Here is a 16,888-nt window from a genome sequence, read left to right on the forward strand (position 1 = left end):
TGTGGAATGTGTCAGGACGCTTTGGCAGGGTCGGGCTGCCAAAGATGCAACAAAACATTGCAGACCGAATGAAATCAATGGCTTAGGTGTTGGTTCGGATTTTGCTGAAAGAGCGTGTCCACGCCTGGCGTGGTCTGCCAAAACACCTACGGAGGATGACATGCATTCGGATTCACCGGACAAACCCGCAGCCAACCCGGCGCGGCGGCGCTTCATGCGCGACACCACCCTGGCGACCGCCGCGGCTGCGGCAGGGGCCGCGGGGCTGGGTGCGGTTCTACCCCAGACGGCCCAGGCCGCGCCGATGATCGGCGGCGGCGGCTGGCTGCCCGTGCCCAAGGCCAAAGGGCCGCGGGTGGTGGTGGTGGGCGGCGGCACCGCAGGCCTGACCCTGGCCAAGTATCTGAAGAAGGAGAACCCCAAGTTCGATGTGCTGCTGCTGGAGAAACGCAGCCAGTACCAGAGTTGCTTTTGCAGCAACCTCTGGTATCCCGACGTGGTGAACATGGCGTATCTGGCCAACCACAGCTACCTCGACGCGGCGCAGACCAACGGCTACACCTACTACAACTGCACCGTCACCGGGGTGGACCGCGATGCCAAGCGGCTCTACACCAATATGGGCCAGGTGATGTATGACTTTCTGGCGATCTGCCCGGGCATCGACTACGACTTCACCCGCTTTGGCATTCCCGCCGACGATCTGGATACGCAGTTCGCCATCCGTCAGATGTATCCGGGCGGCTGGATCCAGCCCACCGAGCAGGTCTCGGTGCGCAACAAGATCCAGGGCTTCGCCGGGGGCACCTTCGTGGTCACCGTGCCCACGGGCAACTACCGCTGCCTGCCGTCGCCCTACGAGCGCGCCTGCATCGTCGCCGGCTGGATGAAGAAGACCGGCGTGAAGGGCAAGGTACTGCTGATCGATCCGAACCCCGACATCATCATCAAGGCCAAGGGCTTTCACGCGGCGTTCAACGAGCTCTACAAGGACATCATCGAGTACCGACCGTCGTCCACCATTCGCGGTGTCGATCCGTGGAAGAAGATCATCAAGACCGAGATCGACGACATCAAATTCGACGATGCCACGCTTTATCCCGGCGTACAAGGCGGCTACATCATCCAGCAGATGGGCCTGGTCTCGCCCGACAGCACCCAGCGCGAAGCCAATATCGATCCCTTTCACTACAACATCAAGGGCGATCACTACGTCTACGCCTGCGGTGACGTGCGGCCCATGGGTTACTCCAAGAGTGGCAACACCGCCAACACCGAAGCGCATTACGTCGCCAAGGTCATCGCCTCGCGGGCCAAGGACAAGGACGTCAAGATTCCCTGGCAAAGCCCCGAGACCCTGTGCTACTCCATGGTGGATCTGCAGCCCAACAAGGCCATCTACGTGGACGCTCATTACAACCCCAAGACCTTCGGCTTTGCCAATGTGAAGGAGGACGATACCCGCAGCGTGGCCAACGCCGCGGCCTATCTGGCCTGGGGCAATGGGCTCTACACCGACATGTTCACCTGAGAGCCTGTGAACCTTTCCGCCATGCCCGCCCTGCACGCCAAGACACCCCTGATCTTCGTTGCAAAGGCACGCGGCCATAGCTCGCGCTATGGCGGTGCCTTGCGCCGCGGTCGGGTGCGTTTTGACGCGCTTTTCGGACAGGCCCGAAACATTCACAAGCCCTGAGTTGTTGCAGGTGGGTTCGCGCTGGTCGCGGCCTGCCGTCCGTTGTGGTGACGGCGCGGTGTTGTCTCCACTGCACCGCTTGCCTTTCTCGGGAGGCTTCCTCCTCGCCTCCCGATCTTTTCCTATCCAGGGAGTCTGCGCCGATGCAACGCCGACGCTTCATTCAAATCTGTTCCACCGCCGCGGCTGGTTGCGCCGCGCTCGACCTGTCCACCCTCACGCTGCCGGCCTGGGCCGCCGACGTGCCCGATGTGCCCCAGCCCCCCGTGCTGCTGACCGACGCCCAGGGCGCGCCGCTCAAGGCGTCCCAGCTCGGCACCCGCGAGGCCTATGTCTTCAGCTACCCCTACGCCAGCACCCCGGCCTTCCTCATCCGCCTGCAGGGCGCGGCGGCGCCTGCCCAACTCAGCGCGGAGGGGCAGAGCTACGACTGGCCAGGCGGTGTCGGGCCCGACAAGACGCTCGTGGCCTACACCGCCATCTGCGCCCACCAACTGTCGTACCCGGAGAAGGACAGCAGCGTGATTTCCTATGATCCCAAGGCCACCCAGGTCTCGGGCAAGCCGGGGATGATCGTCTGCTGCGCCCATCAAAGCGTGTACGACCCCTCCGAGGGCGCCAAGGTGATGAGCGGCCCGGCGCCGCATCCCCTGGCGGCCATCATCCTCCAGCACGACCCCCAGGCCGACACGCTCACGGCCACCGGCGTGATCGGCCATCCGATGTTCGAGCACTTCTTCAAGCTCTACCGCCTGCAACTCATCCACACCTACGGCGCGGCGCACTTCCAGGCCACCGCCCCCACGAAAGCCGCCGCCGTGCCGCTTAGCCAGTATTCGGCCTATGTGGCGCATTGCTGAAGGGGTTTGACGCGGCAGGTGAGATCTGGCGGCTGTCATCTTCCGTTGCGACTCTGACTTTCGCTGACCCAAAGCGCGCGCCACTTGGCGTGCAATAGCGTGAGTCAAAGACGCAAGGAAGAGGACACATGGATATTCAGACCATCGATCAGCAGTATCAGCAACTGCAGGGCGAGGCGCAGCAGGTCGGACAGCAGTTGCAGGCCTTGGCCGGCAAGCTGCAGACCGCTGCGCAAGGCGGCAATCAGGATGCCCGCGAGTGGCTGCTCGACCTGCGCGAAGTGGCGTTGGGTGTGCAGACCGAGCAGCAACAGATGAGCCAGGTGCTGCAAGCCATTCACGCCATGTGGCAGAACCAGGCGCAGCAGATGCAGGCCATGCCGGCCGCCATGCAGCCGGGCTATATGCCGCAAGGCATGATGTCGCAGAACGCCGCCATGCCCATGCAGCAGCAGGGAGGCGGCATCATGGGTGCGCTCGACGGGTTTCTCAACTCGGGTTTCGGCCGTGCCATGGAAATGGGCGCAGGCATGGGACTGGGCGACGATCTGATCAACAAGATCTTCTGAAGCAGTCCGCAACGCGGCGACGGGGGCTTACACCAGTCCTTCGAACAGCAGCACGTCGACGTCCTCGCCCGCCTGCACGGTTTCCTGATCGTGGTGCAGCACGATGAGCCCATGGGCCTGCGACATGGAGCTCAGCACGCCGGCGCCCTGGTTGCCGAGAGGGCTGACCTGCCATCCGCCGCCCGGCAGGGCCGCAAGCAGGCCGCGCTGATACTCGGTGCGGCCAGGGCGTTTGCGCAAGGCCTGCGTGCTCCTGGCGCGAAGCAGGGGCTGCGGCATGTCGAGAGCGCCCATGCCATGCAATAGTGCGGGGCGCACGAGAGCATAGAACGTCACCATCACCGCCACCGGGTTGCCCGGAAGGCCGAACAGCCAGGCGCGATGCGCGTCGCCGTGAAGCTGACCGAAGGCGAGCGGTCGACCGGGGCGCATGGCAATGCGCCAGAACAGCACCTCGCCCAGCGCCGCGAGCGTGCTGCGCAGGTAGTCCGCCTCGCCCACGCTGACGCCGCCCGAGGTGAGCACCACGTCGGCACACTCGGCTGCGTGCCGCAAGGAGGTCTCCACCGCCTGGGGGTTGTCCGGGACCACGCCGAGATCGATCACGTCGCAGCCCAGCCGCTCCAGCATGCCCCAAAGGGTGTAGCGATTGCTGTCGTAGACGCAGCCGGGGTCGAGAGGCTGCCCCACCGAGCGCAGTTCGTCGCCGCTGGAGACGATGGCCACACGCAGCCTGCGGCGTACAGGAACCTCGGACAGGCCCAGTGAGGCCAGCAGCCCCAGATCGGCCGGGCGCAGCAATTTGCCGGCGGGCAGCGCGGCCTTGCCGCGGGCCAGGTCCTCGCCTCGCAGGCGCCGGTTGTCGCCCGGGCGAACCCGCCCGGGTGGCAAGGTGAGGGTGGCGCCTTCGACGTGGCAGAGCTCTTGTGGCACCACGGTATCGCAGCCCTCGGGCATGACGGCGCCGGTCATGATGCGCACGGCGCTGCGCGGCGGGACGTCGCCGTCGAAGGCATGGCCCGCAAGGCCGCGTCCGGCGATGGTCAGCACGGTATCGCCCTGGGTGGCAAGGTCGCTGCTGCGCAGGGCGTAGCCGTCCATCGCCGAGTTGTCGTGCGAGGGCACGTCGATCGGGGAGATGAGGTCGTGCGCCAGCACCCGTCCCAGCGCGGCGCGTATTGCAAGTTTCTCGGTGGTCTGGACCGGCTTGATGCCGGCCCGAAGGATGTCCAGCGCCTGGTCGACGCGGAGCGCGTCGGGGTCGTAGCCGTCCACGCAGGAAAGGATGTGCTGCAGATCGACGGGGGCTGTCATGGCGAAAGGCGGTCCTGGCGTTGCAGATCGTCCGGGGTGTTGAAATTCTGGAAGGCCAGCGGATCGTCAAACTCGACGACGGCCAGCCGGTGGCGTTCCGCCCACAGTGCGACCTTGCGGTCCCCCGCCTGCAGAAAGGCGCGCAGATCGTCGCGCAGCCCGGCTTCCATCAGGCAGAACACGGGTTGCAGCCGGCCGCCTGCACGCGGCATGGCCATGCGTGCGCCCTGCGCGAGCAAACCGTGGCCCAGACGCTGCGCCAGGTCGCCGGGCAGTCGTGGGGTGTCGCAGGGCACACTCAGCAGATAGGCGGTGGAGCAGGCCTCCAGACCGGCAAGCATGCCGGCGAGAGGGCCGGCAAAGGCGAGGTCGGCGTCGTCGCTCACCAACGGCGCGCCCCAGGCGCGGTAGACGGCCAGGTGGCGGTTGGCGTTGATCAACAGGGGCCCGACCTGCGGTTGAAGTTGCTGCAGCACATGCAGGGCAAGCGCCTGGCCGCGCCAGGGCTGCAGCCCCTTGTCCGCTCCGCCCATGCGCAGGCCGCGGCCGCCCGCGAGGATCAGGCCGGTGAGGTCGGCGGGGTCGATGCGGCAGCGCGGCTGGGCCGGAACGCCTTGCGTCCCGCCGGGCGAGGCATGCTCGCTGGCCTCGATGCGGCCTTGAGATGCCGTCATGTCAAGGCCGCCCCTGCCCGTCGCGCTCCTCGATGGGCTGCGTGGCGCAGGCACTGTCGGCGTAGCGAGCCGGGCCCTTCATGATGGAGACGACGAGGCAGCCGACGCCCACGGTGAACACCAGCGCCGCATCGAACAGGCTGACGCCCATGCAGAAGATGTCGATCAGGTCGCGGGCGGGCTGCGGATCGGTTTTGAGCAGACCCGGCTGGTAGCCGGTCTTGATCCAGGCGCCGATGATCCAGGGCAGGCCGACCCCGGCGACGTAGGCCGGTATCAGCCATCGCGTCAGCGTTCGCTCCAGGCCCGGAGGGCCCAGCGGAGGGGCGGGGCGTGCAGACATGCTCCGGATGCTACAGCCGCGCGCCGCCGGGCGTGGGGTGCATGTGCTCGAAACGCCGTTGACACGCGGTGCAGCGCAAAGCGGTCGGCTCGGCCATCAGCCGCGCCGTCTCGATCTCGGCGTCGCAATCGATGCAGACGCCGAAGTCGGGTGTATCGAGCCGCTGCAAGGCCCGGTCGATCGCGGCCAGCTCGGTGGCATCGCGGGCGGTGGAGGCGATTTCCAGGGCGTCCATCGCCTCGACGACGGCCTCGTCGTCGGTCTCGCCGCGATGGCTGCGCACGGCCAGGGTGCCTTCGTCGCTGATCGATTCGCTGCGCAGATCGGCCACCATCTGGGCACGGCGCAGCAGCAGTTTGTCGCGCAGGTCTTGGCGTTGTTCGAGGCTCAGGCTCATGTCGTTCTCCCGGTAGTGGTAGGCCAGATGAATGGGCGTTGCAGGCACATCATGCCTTCATTGTGAAATCCGACGCGAACCAGCGGCTTGCGCTGGCGCAACACCTCAATCGCGGTGCATGAACTGGCGCAGCCGGAATCCGAGCAGTCGCAATGTGGCAAAGTAAAGCAGCCCCGCCACCGCCAGCAGGCCCAACCCCGTGCCCAGTCGCGCCAGATCGCCGTGCGCACGGTCCCAGGGCAGTTTTTCGGCGCCCCAGAGGAGCACGCCGGCCAAGGGCAGTTGCGCCAGCGCAATGCGGCCGGCGTACTGTCCCCAGCCGGGCTGGGGCTGGAACATGCCGCGCCGACGCAAACCGCGAAACAGCAGGCTGGCGTTGAGTAGCGCGCCGATGGAGATGGCCAGGGCCAGGCCCGCGTGTCCCAGCCAGGGCACGAACAGCAGGTTCATCAGCTGGGTGCACAGCAGCACGACCAACGCGATCTTGACCGGGGTGCGCAAATCCTGCCGAGCATAGAAACCCGGCGCGAGAATCTTGATGCCGATCAGCGCGATCAGCCCGATGCCGTAAGCGCGCAGCGCGCTGGTCGTGGCCAGCACGTCGGCATGATCGAAGCGGCCGTAGTTGAACAGCATCGAGACCAGGGGCTGGGCAAACAGCAGCAGGGCGATGGCACTGGGCAAGGCCAGCACCAGGGTGAGGCGCAGGCCCCAGTCCAGCAGCTTGCTGTATTGAACGTTGTCTTGCGCCGCGCTGGCGCGCGACAGGCTGGGCAATAGCACGGAGCCCAGCGCGACGCCCAGAATGGCGGTCGGAAATTCCATCAGCCTGTCGGCATAGGCCAGCCAGGACACGCTGCCCGCGTGCAGGTGCGAGGCGATCTGCGTGTTGATGACGATCGAGACCTGCGCCACCGAGACCGAAAGACTCGCGGGCAGCATCTGCTTGACCACCCGGTGCACGCCCTCCGAACGCCATGCCTTGAGAAAGCTCAGGCGAAAGTGCGGCATCACGGCGTACCTGCGCAGCGCCGGCCATTGCACTGCGAGTTGCACCACACCGCCGATCATCACGCCGATCGCCAGGGCAAAGATGGGCGGATGCACCAGGGTGTGAAAAGCCAGTGCCGCACCGATGATGGCCAGATTGAGTAGCGCGGGGGTCACTGCGGGAATCGCGAAATGTTTCCAGGTATTGAGAATGCCGGCACTCAGCGCCACCAGCGAGATCAGGCCGGCATAGGGAAACATCAACCGCGTCATCCAGACGGCCGCATCGAAGGCCTCAGGTCGCAGCCCCGAGGCCGTGAGCCAGACCAGCACCGGCGAAAGCAGCACCCCGGCCAGACTGATCCCTGCGAGGATCCAGAGCAAGGCGGTCGAGACCTGATCGATCAGTTCCTGCGTCTGCGCCTCCGACTGGGTCTGCCGCGTCTTCGACAACAGAGGTACGAAGGCCTGCGAGAACGCGCCTTCGGCAAACATGCGCCGAAGCAGATTGGGCAGGCGGAACGCGACGTTGAAGGCATCGGTCCAGGCGCTGGCGCCGAAATAGCTGGCCACCATGATTTCGCGCACCAGGCCCGTGATGCGCGAGGTCAGCGTGAGCAGGGAGATGGTGGAGGCGGCCTTGAGAAGATTCACCGGGCGGCATTATAGGAACGACCCCGGGGCCGACTCGGTAAGTGCGCTGGTGCAGCACCGCTTTTGTTCTATAATGGCCGGTTTTCCGAGCAGGCAACTCAAGTAGGATTTCAGAGGACTATCACCATGGCAACCAAAGCCGCAGCCAAAAAGAAGAGCGTTCGCACCCCGTCGGGCCGCAAGCGCGCGCGTCAATCCATCAAGGCCAACGCCGCCAACACCGCACTGCGTTCGCGCTTTCGTACGGCTGTGAAGTCGGTGCGCAAAGCCATCGCCGCAGGCGACCATGCCAAAGCCATGGAAGTGTTCAAGGCCAACGCTCCCGTACTGGATTCGATCGCCGACAAAAAGATTTTCCACAAGAACACCGCAGCGCGTCACAAGAGCCGTCTGAACGCGGCGATCAAGGCGCTCGCCGCCTGATTTGCCTTGCCTGCTCCGGCCGATCTTTGCATTGGCCACAAAAAAGCCCGCATCCGCGGGCTTTTTTCATTTCACCTTCCTCCATTTCACCTTCCTCTCAAGGAAGCGCAGGGCCGCCCCAGGTTTTCTTGACCCCTCGGCGGGCGGGCTGGGTAAAGCCCGGCCCTGGGGGCGCTCTTCAAGTTCAGGGCAACACGGTGTAGAGGTGTCTCGTCTCAGGCGGTCTGAAACACGCGTTGCAAAGCGTCGCGCGCCACTTGCAGGTCGTCCATCGCAGCCTCTTCCTCGGCGAGGTCGGTGAGGCAGGCTTCGACCACATCGAGGTGGTTGTCGCGGGCGAAGTTGAGCAGAAAGTCAAAAGCCATCGGTTCGACGTCGCGCAGCGATTCGCTCACCACCAGGCAACGCACGCCGTCCACCAGCGTAGGGACGCAATAGGGCGAATAGCCGAGATGGGCTTCCTTGGTGCCTTGACCGACAGGGCGGAAGCGCGCCATCAGGCCGGCAAGGCGCTCGGACCAGTCGCTCGGGCGGAAGGTGCGGCCATCCTGAGTGATGCCGCGTATGAAAATTTCTCTGGGTTTGACCAGTTGGAGGGAGTGGGGAAGGGCGCTCATGGCTGAATCCTTGAAGAGGCAGTTTTGCTGCGGTGCCGCAATTATGCTGCAACGCAGTATTTCCGGGTAAACCCGAATGGTGATTCTGTGTTGCAGTTGCAACAAAAGGCTCATGACGCGTGCCGCCGCGGGCGACATGCCGGTCTCCTTATAATTCGCCATTGCTCCCGGTGGTGCAGAGCCCTGTGCCACCGGGTTTGTTTTTTGCAACGGAGAACCGTCCATGTCCTCGCATCTGATGAACACTTATGCGCGTCAAGCCATCGCCTTCTCGCATGGCGAGGGAGCCTGGATCTGGGACACCGAAGGGCGACGCTATCTGGATGCCCTGTCCGGCATCGCGGTCAACACGCTGGGCCATGCGCATCCGCGTTTGGTGGCCGCGCTGACTGATCAGGTCGGCAAGCTCATCCACACCTCCAATCTGTATCAGATTCCCCTGCAGGAGCAGCTCGCCGAGCGGCTTTGCGCCCTGGGCGACATGGAGACGGCGTTTTTCTGCAATTCTGGGCTGGAGGCCAACGAGGCCGCGATCAAGCTGGCGCGGTTGCACGGCCACAACCGCGGCATTGCCCGTCCGGAGATCGTGGTGTTCGAGCGCGCGTTCCACGGACGTTCGCTGGCTACGCTCTCGGCCACGGGCAATCCCAAGGTGCAAAAGGGCTTCGAGCCCCTGGTTGAAGGTTTTGTGCGCGTGGCGTTGAACGACGCTGCGGCGTTGCAGACGGTGGCCGATACGCATCCCCATGTCGTGGCGGTCTTCGTCGAGGCCATTCAGGGCGAGGGCGGCATCCAGCCTGCGCAGGCCGATTTTCTGCGCACCGCACGCGCGCTCTGCGATCGGCATGGCTGGCTGTTGATGATCGACGAGGTGCAGTGCGGCACGGGACGCACCGGCAAGTGGTTCGCCCACCAATGGGCTGGCGTGAAGCCCGACGTGATCGCCATGGCCAAGGGGCTGGCGTCGGGGGTGCCCATTGGCGCCCTGCTGGCGCGCGGAACGGCCGCGACGACGTTCGGCCCCGGCCAGCACGGCACCACCTTTGGCGGCAATCCGCTGGCGTGCCGCGCGGCGCTGGAAACCCTCGCGGTGATCGAAGACGAGGGTCTTCTGGCCAACGCCGACGCGCGTGGCGCACAGATTCAAGGGGCTTTGCGCCAGGCGTTTGCGGGCACGCCGGGGGTCGTGGAGGTGCGCGGCCAGGGACTGATGATCGGCATCGAGCTCGACCGCCCCGCTGGCGCCCTGGTTGGGCAGATGCTGGAGCGCGGGGTGTTGCTCAACGTCACCCAGGATCGCGTCATCCGGCTTCTTCCGCCGCTGATCTTCACGGAGGAGCAGGCCGACGCGCTGGTGCAGGCGCTGGTCCCCACGGTGCAGGGTTTTCTGCAAACGGCGCCGGCACAGTGAGATGAACAAGGAGGCTTTGATGAAAACGACGCTGCGGCACTATCTGCAATTTTCCGACCTCAGCCGCGAGGAGTACGACTACGTCTTTGCCCGCGCGGCGCTGATCAAGGCCAAGTTCAAGCGCTACGAGCCGCATCAGCCCCTGGTCGATCGCACGCTGGCGATGATTTTCGAGAAGCACTCCACCCGCACCCGCCTGAGTTTCGAGGCCGGCATGCATCAGCTCGGCGGCGCGGCCATCTACATCAACACCCGCGACAGCCAGTTGGGGCGCGGCGAGCCCATCGAAGATGCGGCGCAGGTATTTTCGCGCATGGTCGACCTGGTGATGATCCGCACTTACGGTCAGGAGATCGTCGAGCGTTTTGCCGCGCATTCGCGCGTGCCGGTGATCAACGGCCTGACGAATGAATTCCATCCCTGCCAGATCCTCGCCGATGTCATGACCTACATCGAGCATCGCGGCCCGATCCAGGGCAAGACCGTGGCCTGGATCGGTGATGCCAACAATATGTTCTACACCTGGCTGCAGGCCGCGGAAGTGCTCGATTTCACCTTGCACTTCGCCGGGCCCAAAGGCTATGGCGTGGAGAAGGACCGGCCCGGCTATCCGCTGAGCGCCGCTCAGATCGCGCATTTGCGCGAGTTCGCCGATCCGCGGCAGGCCTGCGCGGGCGCGCATCTGGTCACCACCGATGTGTGGACGAGCATGGGCTTTGAAGCCGAGAAGGTGGCTCGTGAACAAGCCTTTGACGGCTTCATGGTCGATGCGGACATGATGGCGCGCGCTCAGGCTGACGCGGTGTTCATGCACTGTCTGCCGGCCCATCGCGGCGAGGAGGTGGCCGCCGAGGTCATCGACGGACCGCAGAGCGTGGTGTGGGACGAGGCGGAAAACCGTCTTCACGGCCAGAAGGCGCTGATGGAATTTCTGCTGCTCGGCCGCCTGGACTGACGGGTTCTCCTGGTGCCTGAGGGCAGCAGCCTTGCCCCAAGACAACGCTGAGCAAGCCCCTCGCGCACCATCGCGGGAACTTGTTCAGCGTCGCCCTAAGCCACCTTTAAGCCTGTCTGAGCAGAATCCGGGTGCGGTGCATCACGAAGCGATGCACCGTCCGGGAGTTCAGGCATGGCGTCCACACAACAGATATCTCCGGCGTCGCGTCACGGCAGTGGCGTTCCCCAGGTCAGGCTGCCCTTGCCCCAGGCAGAGCCGCAGCATGAGGGGCCGCGAAGGGCGGCCGACGTGGCGGCGATGCGGGCACTGCGTTGGGCGCGCATCGCGTTCGGCGTGTGCTTCGCCATCAATCTCGGCCTGCATTTCCACCCTCACTATGTGGCGCATTTCGCCGCTCATTTCGCCCGGCCGACCGCTGGTACCTTGGTTCAGCCGCCTTGGCGCGCCGCCTGGCGCGGTGCGGTCTGGCTTGTTCTCTCGGCTGTCGGGGTGAACAAGGCGCTGGCCTTGCTCTTCGGTATCGAGGCGTTGCTGACGGTCGGCCTGTTGACGGGGTGGGCGTTTCCGCCGCTGGGTTGGCTGGGGCTGGCCTACGAGCTATTCCTGTGGAGCACGCTCGGCGGCGGTGCTGCGAGCGCGGCTGCGCTCGTCTATGCGCTGGGTTTCGCCTTGCTGTTGCTGCTGCGCGCCTGGCAGGGTTCGGCATGGTCTGGTGCGGCCTTGGGGCGGCCCGCTTCCCGGCGGGTGCGCTGGGCTTTCTGGCTGACTGGACTGCTCTGGGCCGCCACCGCCTGGGCGGCGTGGCAGCCGGCCATCGGGGCGCATCTGTCGGCGTCGCTGGCGCAGGCCCAGCGGGCCGCGCCGGACTGGCAGATCGAGTGGATCGACCTCTGGACAGGCCTGGGGCATGCGCTCGGCATGGAGGTTCTCGCCGTTCTGGTCACCGCGGTCGGGTCCTTGATCGCCGCGGGATTGCTGCTTGCGCCCTGGCTGTCGCGTGGCTCGCGCCGAATGCTGCTCTGGGGCGGATGGGGCTTCAGTCTCCTGGCGTGGAGTCTGCATGGCGGGTTTGGCGTCTGGACACTGGGGCACGCCGACTTGCTCAGCGGCGCGGCGATCGGTGCGGTGCTGTTTGCGCTCCTGTTGAGCGCGCAACACTGGCTAGAGGATGTCCCCGTGACCACGCGCGCCGATCCGCCAACCCGGCGGGCAGCCGATCAGCCCGGCGTCGACGTTGGGTGGCTGTGACCGCAGTTCCAGCACTGGGCGAACTGTGCGCCGTGGCGTTCACCGCATTCGGGGCAGGTCCAGCCGGCACCGCGTACAGGGGTGCGCAACTCGCGCACCAACTGCCGGGCGCCTGCCAGATCGTTGTCGTCCATGACCCAGACGGCCGGATCGCATTGGTCGGGCGGTATCTCCCCAGCGATACTGGTGAGGTAGCGCGAAAACACTTCGGCGCGCATGCCGGCGGCGTTGAGTGCGTCGGCCCAGAGCGTGGCGATGACCAGGTTGGGCGCAATCTCCACCCGCTTCATCGCGAGGCGGCCGAGGTGAGTTCGGCGTAGAGCGTGCGATACAACGCCAGTCGCGCGGCAGAGATGGCCTGTGGATCGGTGGTGAAGACGCAGCCGGGCTCGTCCCGGTGGGTGCAGTTCTGGAATCGGCACTGGCCGATGCGCGCCCTGATTTCCGGAAAGCCGTGCTGCAACTGCGACACGGAAAGATGGTGCAGGCCGAACGACTGAAAGCCTGGCGAATCCATCAGGGTGCTGCCTTCGGGCAGGCCAGGCAGGGCATAGAGGCGCGTCGCCGTGGTGGTGTGTTTGCCGGCAGACAGGGCAAGCGAAATCTCGCGGGTGGGCGCCTGCGCCAGCGGCACCAGCAGATTCGTCAGGCTGGATTTGCCCACGCCCGACGCGCCCAGCAGCAAGGTGGTCTGGCCGCTGAGCAAAGAGGTGAGCGCCTCCAGCGCGGCCTGCGGTGCGGTGCGTACCGACAATTCAACGACCTCGTAGCCCAGCCCGCTGTAGAGCGCCATCTCCGCACGCGCAGCGGCGGCTTGCGGCAGATCGCACTTGTTCAGCGCCAAAGTGACGGGGATGTCGGCGGCCTCGGCCGCGATGAGCGCCCGGCCGATCAGCCCGTGCTGAATGCCGGGATAGGTCGCGGTGACCAGCAGCACCCGGTCGAGGTTGGCGGCGAACATCTTGCTGCGCCACGGGTCTTCGCGCCACAAGGCGTTGCGCCGGGCCTGCACGTGTTCGATGGCCAGCGGCGGATGCCCCGGCGCAAGAACGACCCGGTCGCCGCACACCACTTCGGCACGTTTGCCGCGCGGCACGCAGGCGAGCACTTCCCCGTTGTCGAGCTGAGCCAGGTAGTGCCGCCCGAAAGCGCCGACGATGCGCGCCGACAGGCCGTGGGCTCCGGGAGCCGGCGGTTTCGCGTTGCGCTTGCCTTTGGGGCGCTGGGTGCTGGGCCGGTCCAACGCGTCCATGCAGGGTTTCAGCGCGCGGCGCCCTGTGCATACACCGCGTCGGCCTTGGCTGCACAGACAAAGTCGTTGCGGGTGATGCCCCCTGCCGAGTGCGTGTTGAACGCTACGCTGCAACGGTTGTACTGCACCAGCAGGTCGGGGTGATGATCTTCGCGGTGCACCACCCAGGCCAGCGCATTGACGAAGGCCAGGGTCTGGTAATAGTTGCCGAAGGTGAAGGTCTTGCGGATGCTGCCGTTCTCGAACCGCCAGCCCTCCAGCAGCGCAAGATAGGGCGCCATGGCGGCATCGTCGAGCCGGTGCCCAGGGCCGAGTTCCTGGCAGTGATCGTTGAGCAAATCCTGTGAGGTCATGACCGTTCGATTCAGGCGGCAGCCGAGGCCGGCGAAGGCGCCCCTTGGTGGGCGGGCAGGGCTCCGAGACGCTCGAGCCGCTGCAGGGCAGGCGGGTGGCTGTAGTAGAAGCGCACATACACCGGGTCGGGCGTCAGCGTGCTGGCATTGTCGCGGTACAGGGTGACGAGGGCTTCACCCAGGGCGCGAGCGTCGCTGTGCTCGGCCGCGTAGGCGTCGGCTTCGAACTCGTGCTTGCGCGAGGTGGCCGCGCCCAGTGGGCTGAAAAACACGCCAAACACCGGCAGCGCCAGGCTGAACAGAATCAGCGCGAGCGCATGATTCGGCGCGAACAGATGGGGCATCACCCCCAGGCCCACATAGAACCACACCTGGTTGGACAGCCAACCCAGCAAGGCAAAGCCCGCCAGACTGACCCCGAACATCACCACCATGCGCTTGAGAATGTGGTGACGCTTGTAGTGCCCCACTTCGTGCGCGAGCACGCCTTCGATCTGCGCCGGGCTGAGCTGGCCCAGCAGCGTGTCGAACAACACCACGCGCCGCGCCGCGCCCATGCCGGTGAAGTAGGCGTTGGCATGCGCGCTGCGGCGCGAGCCATCCATGACGAACAGGCCCGACAGCGCGAAGTTGCAACGCTGCATGAGGGCTTGCGCGCGGGTTTTCACCTCGCCGTCGGGCAGCGGCTGGAATTTGTTGAACAACGGGGCGATGACCAGCGGATACGCCACCATCATCAGCAGGCTGAACGCCGTGAGCCCGGCCCAGGCCCAGAGCCACCACCACCCTCCAGCGACCTGCATGATCCAGAGCACCAGCAGGGCCAGCGGCACCATGAGCACGGCCCCGACCAGCGCATTCTTGAGCAGATCGGCGACGAACATGCGAGGGGTGAGCCGGTTGAAGCCGAAGCGCGACTCCAGCCCGAAGGTGCGTGCGATGTCCCAGGGCAGATCGAGCAGCGAGCCGATCACGGCGAAGGCCACCAGCAGCGCAAGCTGCCCTCCCAAAGCGGTGCCGAAGGTGCTACTGACCCAGGTGTTGAGCAGATGCAGACCGCCTTCGAGCGTCCACACCAGCACGATCATGGCCGAGAACAAGGTGGTCCACAAACCGAAGCGCAGCTTGGCCACGGTGTAATCGGCGGCCTTCTGATGCGCTTCGAGTGGAATGCTGTCGCGAAACGGTGCGGGCACGGCCTCGCGGTGTTCCAGCACATGGCGCTGCTGGCGCTGGGCCAGCCAGAGCTTCAAGGCGGTGCCGCCGATCAGCGCGGCGGCGAACAGCACGCTCCAGGCGAGGGCGAAATGTTGCGGGCTCATGCGAAAATCCTTGTCAGTCTGGCTGTCGGTTCCCGCCCGGGGTTTCCCATCAGGGGCTTTCCATCAGGGCGCAACCGTGTTTCTCAAGAGGCCAGATTATCCCACCCGACCCGTCTCCGCCACGCGTCTTCGCCTTTCCCACACTGAGTGCATCCCATGTCCGATTCCGCCGCTTCCCTCCTCGCCTGCCACGACGACAACCTCATCTGGGTCGACATGGAAATGACGGGCCTGAATCCCGACACCGATCGCATCATCGAAGTGGCCGTGGTCGTGACAGACCCGCAGCTCACCGTGCGCGTGGAGGGCCCGGTGCTGGCCATTCACCAGAGCGACGCCGTGCTGGCCGGCATGGACGCCTGGAACCAGAACACCCACGGCAAGTCCGGCCTGACCGACCGGGTGCGCGCCAGCACGGTGGACGAGGCGCAGGCCAGCCGCGAGATCATGGCTTTCCTCAAGAAGCATGTGCCCGCAGGCAAGTCGCCCATGTGCGGCAACACCATCTGCCAGGACCGCCGCTTCATGGCCCGCGGCATGCCCGAGCTGGAGGCCTATTTTCATTACCGCAACCTCGACGTGAGCACCCTCAAGGAACTCGCCCGCCGCTGGCGCCCTGAACTGGTGGCCGCCTTCAAGAAGCAGCAGGCCCACACCGCGCTGGCCGACATCCAGGAATCCATCGACGAACTGCGCCACTACCGCGAGCACTTCCTGCGCGTGCCGGTGGTGGGGATGGATCCCGAGGTGGCGGGTTGAGCCCTCAGGAAGTGTTGACAGATCCGCTTCGATATCTACCGGGTCGCTGTCGTGGACTTGCGGCTCTGCCGTGGCGGATGGCCGAAACATTGCCGGTAGGCGCGACTGAAGTGAGCCGGATCGGTGAAGCCGCATTGATAGGCCACCGAAGCAACCGACATATGCCGTGAGGCCGGGTGTTCAAGGAGAACGCGGGCGGCCTCCAGTCTGCGGTGTTTCACCAGTCTGGAAAAGGTGATGCCGCGCAGTGACGCGAGCCGGTGGAGATAGCGCTCTGAGATGCCCACAGCTCGCGCGCAGCGGGAAGGCGACAGCGCTGACGCATCGAACAAATGGGCTTCGACGTAGGACAGAACCTGTTGCCAGCGGGTGGCGTTCGGCGGATAGGCTGGCTCGGCATCTTGCCCAATACTGTGATAGGCAGCGGCGATCAGCCAGGGCAGCGCGAACCCCGCATACAGGCCGCTGACGGAACCCATGTCGTTTGTTGGCAGCAGTCCGTGTAAATGACTTGAGGCAACGATTCCTGGCCGCAGATGCTGCCGGTCTTCGCGTCTGGCCTGATGCCAGAGCAAGGTGCTGCGCGGTATTTTGACGGCGATGAGACGAGCAGGCGTCTCGAAGACGATGCGCGAGGGTTGTTGCAGGTTGCGAAACGACAGGTCGCCGCCACGAAAACGCAGCGCTGTTCCTTCCTGCTCGATCACACCATCGCCCTCGATGACGATATGGCTCAGGACGCTGTCGCGAGCCTCGGCCGTCAAATCGGACAGGTGCTGCGCGGTATGCGTGATGATCTGCGGCTGCACCACCAGCGGCGTCATGAGCATGGCGCCCGCGCGAACCTCCTGCTCGATGTGACCGCCCGGGCCGTGGGAGCTGAGTCTGATGTGTCCAGGCACAAACCGGCGCGACAACAATTGCGCCCAGTTCGCAGGGCTGTGGGGCGTGCCGCCGTTCAGGTGATCGGGCATGTGCAGTGTCGTCCTCAAAACAAGTTCAGGCGCAGCCAAGTGTATGCGGGGGCGCTGTCTACGATGCAGATTCA

20 protein-coding genes are annotated in these 16,888 nt (G+C 65.4%); 9 read left to right on the forward strand and 11 right to left on the reverse strand.

Annotated elements, in window-relative coordinates:
- Positions 1–160 precede the first annotated feature (160 nt).
- The 4 genes from BVH73_RS12580 (at position 161) to BVH73_RS12590 (ending at position 3,125) form a co-directional block, all read left to right on the forward strand.
- A complete protein-coding gene (locus BVH73_RS12580) occupies positions 161–1,531 on the forward strand; it encodes an FAD-dependent oxidoreductase (RefSeq protein WP_079419167.1) in 1,371 nt (456 codons plus the stop codon).
- Positions 1,532–1,552: 21 nt separating this feature from the next.
- The gene (locus BVH73_RS15845; protein ID WP_154048489.1) at positions 1,553–1,696 is read left to right on the forward strand and encodes a hypothetical protein; all 144 of its coding nucleotides are present in this window, start codon (positions 1,553–1,555) and stop codon (positions 1,694–1,696) included.
- Positions 1,697–1,839: 143 nt separating this feature from the next.
- Positions 1,840–2,556, forward strand: coding sequence for a Rieske (2Fe-2S) protein (locus BVH73_RS12585; RefSeq protein WP_079419169.1), 717 nt, complete (start codon positions 1,840–1,842; stop codon positions 2,554–2,556).
- A gap of 128 nt (positions 2,557–2,684) precedes the next feature.
- Positions 2,685–3,125: a hypothetical protein gene (locus BVH73_RS12590; RefSeq protein ID WP_079419171.1), complete on the forward strand. Its 441-nt coding sequence runs from the start codon at positions 2,685–2,687 to the stop codon at positions 3,123–3,125.
- Positions 3,126–3,152: 27 nt separating this feature from the next.
- Here BVH73_RS12590 and moeA read toward each other — a convergent pair whose 3' ends face one another.
- The 5 genes from moeA to murJ form a co-directional block, all read right to left on the reverse strand.
- The gene (gene moeA / locus BVH73_RS12595; protein WP_079419173.1) at positions 3,153–4,439 is read right to left on the reverse strand and encodes a molybdopterin molybdotransferase MoeA; all 1,287 of its coding nucleotides are present in this window, start codon (positions 4,437–4,439) and stop codon (positions 3,153–3,155) included.
- The gene (gene mobA, locus BVH73_RS12600) at positions 4,436–4,972 is read right to left on the reverse strand and encodes a molybdenum cofactor guanylyltransferase MobA (RefSeq protein ID WP_245800499.1); all 537 of its coding nucleotides are present in this window, start codon (positions 4,970–4,972) and stop codon (positions 4,436–4,438) included. Before mobA ends, moeA begins: the two co-directional genes overlap by 4 nt.
- 142 nt (positions 4,973–5,114) lie before the next feature.
- Positions 5,115–5,456: a hypothetical protein gene (locus tag BVH73_RS12605; RefSeq protein ID WP_079419177.1), complete on the reverse strand. Its 342-nt coding sequence runs from the start codon at positions 5,454–5,456 to the stop codon at positions 5,115–5,117.
- A 10-nt stretch (positions 5,457–5,466) separates the two neighbouring features.
- Positions 5,467–5,901 carry a TraR/DksA family transcriptional regulator gene (locus BVH73_RS12610; RefSeq protein WP_245800338.1) on the reverse strand — a complete coding sequence of 145 codons (435 nt, stop codon included), beginning with the start codon at positions 5,899–5,901 and terminating at the stop codon, positions 5,467–5,469.
- 57 nt (positions 5,902–5,958) lie between these two features.
- On the reverse strand, positions 5,959–7,497 hold the full coding sequence (gene murJ / locus BVH73_RS12615) for a murein biosynthesis integral membrane protein MurJ (protein WP_079419179.1): 1,539 nt from the start codon (positions 7,495–7,497) through the stop codon (positions 5,959–5,961).
- A gap of 126 nt (positions 7,498–7,623) precedes the next feature.
- On the opposite strand from murJ, the gene rpsT reads away from it, so the two are divergent.
- Positions 7,624–7,920 (forward strand): 30S ribosomal protein S20, encoded by a 297-nt coding sequence (rpsT, locus tag BVH73_RS12620; protein ID WP_079419181.1) that lies wholly within the window; start codon positions 7,624–7,626, stop codon positions 7,918–7,920.
- 215 nt (positions 7,921–8,135) lie between these two features.
- Here rpsT and BVH73_RS12625 read toward each other — a convergent pair whose 3' ends face one another.
- A complete protein-coding gene (locus BVH73_RS12625; protein ID WP_079420620.1) occupies positions 8,136–8,537 on the reverse strand; it encodes a DUF3579 domain-containing protein in 402 nt (133 codons plus the stop codon).
- Positions 8,538–8,760: 223 nt separating this feature from the next.
- Here BVH73_RS12625 and BVH73_RS12630 point away from each other — a divergent pair, with 223 nt between their 5' ends.
- The 3 genes from BVH73_RS12630 (at position 8,761) to BVH73_RS12640 (ending at position 12,154) form a co-directional block, all read left to right on the forward strand.
- Positions 8,761–9,948, forward strand: coding sequence for an aspartate aminotransferase family protein (locus tag BVH73_RS12630; protein ID WP_079419183.1), 1,188 nt, complete (start codon positions 8,761–8,763; stop codon positions 9,946–9,948).
- Between the two features lie 19 nt (positions 9,949–9,967).
- On the forward strand, positions 9,968–10,903 hold the full coding sequence (gene argF / locus BVH73_RS12635) for an ornithine carbamoyltransferase (RefSeq protein WP_079420622.1): 936 nt from the start codon (positions 9,968–9,970) through the stop codon (positions 10,901–10,903).
- A gap of 174 nt (positions 10,904–11,077) precedes the next feature.
- Complete coding sequence (locus BVH73_RS12640) at positions 11,078–12,154, forward strand: hypothetical protein (protein WP_179947950.1); 1,077 nt, start codon at positions 11,078–11,080, stop codon at positions 12,152–12,154.
- Here the strand turns inward: BVH73_RS12640 and BVH73_RS12645 are convergent.
- The 4 genes from BVH73_RS12645 to BVH73_RS12660 are packed head-to-tail and all read right to left on the reverse strand — an operon-like array spanning position 12,124 to position 15,081.
- Positions 12,124–12,444: a putative signal transducing protein gene (locus BVH73_RS12645; protein WP_079419185.1), complete on the reverse strand. Its 321-nt coding sequence runs from the start codon at positions 12,442–12,444 to the stop codon at positions 12,124–12,126. The genes BVH73_RS12640 and BVH73_RS12645 overlap by 31 nt on opposite strands.
- Positions 12,441–13,406: a ribosome small subunit-dependent GTPase A gene (gene rsgA, locus BVH73_RS12650; RefSeq protein ID WP_079419187.1), complete on the reverse strand. Its 966-nt coding sequence runs from the start codon at positions 13,404–13,406 to the stop codon at positions 12,441–12,443. Before rsgA ends, BVH73_RS12645 begins: the two co-directional genes overlap by 4 nt.
- A gap of 8 nt (positions 13,407–13,414) precedes the next feature.
- A complete protein-coding gene (locus BVH73_RS12655) occupies positions 13,415–13,759 on the reverse strand; it encodes a 4a-hydroxytetrahydrobiopterin dehydratase (RefSeq protein ID WP_079419189.1) in 345 nt (114 codons plus the stop codon).
- An 11-nt stretch (positions 13,760–13,770) separates the two neighbouring features.
- Complete coding sequence (locus BVH73_RS12660; protein ID WP_079419191.1) at positions 13,771–15,081, reverse strand: M48 family metallopeptidase; 1,311 nt, start codon at positions 15,079–15,081, stop codon at positions 13,771–13,773.
- A gap of 156 nt (positions 15,082–15,237) precedes the next feature.
- Between BVH73_RS12660 and orn the strand changes: the two genes are divergently transcribed.
- Positions 15,238–15,840: an oligoribonuclease gene (orn, locus tag BVH73_RS12665; RefSeq protein WP_079419193.1), complete on the forward strand. Its 603-nt coding sequence runs from the start codon at positions 15,238–15,240 to the stop codon at positions 15,838–15,840.
- A gap of 35 nt (positions 15,841–15,875) precedes the next feature.
- On the opposite strand, the gene BVH73_RS12670 is transcribed toward orn, so the two are convergent.
- Positions 15,876–16,814, reverse strand: coding sequence for a helix-turn-helix transcriptional regulator (locus BVH73_RS12670; protein WP_079419195.1), 939 nt, complete (start codon positions 16,812–16,814; stop codon positions 15,876–15,878).
- Positions 16,815–16,888 lie beyond the last annotated feature (74 nt).

The sequence above is a fragment of the Thiomonas intermedia genome, from assembly GCF_002028405.1.
Taxonomy (GTDB): domain Bacteria; phylum Pseudomonadota; class Gammaproteobacteria; order Burkholderiales; family Burkholderiaceae_C; genus Thiomonas; species Thiomonas intermedia.

Coding starts and splice junctions, on each gene's coding strand:
- mobA (WP_245800499.1), bottom strand. CDS start 4,972: ATGGGCGGAGCGGACAAGGGGCTGCAGCCCTGGCGCGGCCAGGCGCTT.
- BVH73_RS12625 (WP_079420620.1), bottom strand. CDS start 8,537: ATGAGCGCCCTTCCCCACTCCCTCCAACTGGTCAAACCCAGAGAAATT.
- BVH73_RS12580 (WP_079419167.1), top strand. CDS start 161: ATGCATTCGGATTCACCGGACAAACCCGCAGCCAACCCGGCGCGGCGG.
- orn (WP_079419193.1), top strand. CDS start 15,238: ATGTCCGATTCCGCCGCTTCCCTCCTCGCCTGCCACGACGACAACCTC.
- rsgA (WP_079419187.1), bottom strand. CDS start 13,406: ATGGACGCGTTGGACCGGCCCAGCACCCAGCGCCCCAAAGGCAAGCGC.
- BVH73_RS12660 (WP_079419191.1), bottom strand. CDS start 15,081: ATGAGCCCGCAACATTTCGCCCTCGCCTGGAGCGTGCTGTTCGCCGCC.
- BVH73_RS12590 (WP_079419171.1), top strand. CDS start 2,685: ATGGATATTCAGACCATCGATCAGCAGTATCAGCAACTGCAGGGCGAG.
- BVH73_RS12640 (WP_179947950.1), top strand. CDS start 11,078: ATGGCGTCCACACAACAGATATCTCCGGCGTCGCGTCACGGCAGTGGC.
- moeA (WP_079419173.1), bottom strand. CDS start 4,439: ATGACAGCCCCCGTCGATCTGCAGCACATCCTTTCCTGCGTGGACGGC.
- BVH73_RS12630 (WP_079419183.1), top strand. CDS start 8,761: ATGTCCTCGCATCTGATGAACACTTATGCGCGTCAAGCCATCGCCTTC.
- BVH73_RS12585 (WP_079419169.1), top strand. CDS start 1,840: ATGCAACGCCGACGCTTCATTCAAATCTGTTCCACCGCCGCGGCTGGT.
- BVH73_RS12645 (WP_079419185.1), bottom strand. CDS start 12,444: ATGAAGCGGGTGGAGATTGCGCCCAACCTGGTCATCGCCACGCTCTGG.
- BVH73_RS12605 (WP_079419177.1), bottom strand. CDS start 5,456: ATGTCTGCACGCCCCGCCCCTCCGCTGGGCCCTCCGGGCCTGGAGCGA.
- argF (WP_079420622.1), top strand. CDS start 9,968: ATGAAAACGACGCTGCGGCACTATCTGCAATTTTCCGACCTCAGCCGC.
- rpsT (WP_079419181.1), top strand. CDS start 7,624: ATGGCAACCAAAGCCGCAGCCAAAAAGAAGAGCGTTCGCACCCCGTCG.
- BVH73_RS12670 (WP_079419195.1), bottom strand. CDS start 16,814: ATGCCCGATCACCTGAACGGCGGCACGCCCCACAGCCCTGCGAACTGG.
- BVH73_RS15845 (WP_154048489.1), top strand. CDS start 1,553: ATGCCCGCCCTGCACGCCAAGACACCCCTGATCTTCGTTGCAAAGGCA.
- BVH73_RS12655 (WP_079419189.1), bottom strand. CDS start 13,759: ATGACCTCACAGGATTTGCTCAACGATCACTGCCAGGAACTCGGCCCT.